This is a genomic window from Paenibacillus ehimensis NBRC 15659, from assembly GCF_004000785.1.
Taxonomy (GTDB): domain Bacteria; phylum Bacillota; class Bacilli; order Paenibacillales; family NBRC-103111; genus Paenibacillus_G; species Paenibacillus_G ehimensis.
This window is the reverse complement of sequence record NZ_BILX01000215.1, coordinates 1-505: the sequence shown is the minus strand read 5'-3', so window position 1 is coordinate 505 and position 505 is coordinate 1. Positions and strand designations below refer to the sequence as shown.

Sequence of the window (505 nt, the reverse complement as noted above, 5' to 3'; positions counted from 1 at the left end):
TATACATTCCTGTCTCGTAGTTATGTTCGCTAAAAGGGATTGTCGCTTTCCAAGTTCCGTTTGCCTGTTTTTGGCCTTCCACATGTTTGATATCGTCTTGTCCATTCGCTTCCGTCCACGTTGGAAACGTTACTCGCTGTACTTGATCGCTGACGCCTTCAAGAACCACCTCATAAAAACCGGCTTTGAACCCTACTTTTTCCGGGGCCCGTAAGGACGTAGTTTCTTTGACCATCGTCTTCGCCCCGCCAAAAAACTTGCCATCCACCCATACGTCGTTATCGTAAAGGCCTGTTTCATAGTTATGTTTGCTAAAAGGAACCGTTGCCTTCCATACCCCTTCGCTTACTTTCTGCCCCTGAACCCATGGATTCTCCAGATCATCGTTTCCGTTCGCCTCTGTCCACGTAGGAAAGCTTACGGAGGCCGCGCCTTTCGCTACCCCGTACGCGTACACGTCATATGAAGCGTTGGACAGACTCACTTCCGCTGGCGCTTCGACACC

Annotated in this window: 1 protein-coding gene; it reads right to left on the bottom strand. The window is 50.1% G+C overall.

Going from position 1 to position 505, the window contains the following annotated elements:
* On the bottom strand, positions 1 to 505 hold a 505-nt coding region (locus PEH01S_RS34395), incomplete at both ends, for a GBS Bsp-like repeat-containing protein (RefSeq protein ID WP_174807203.1).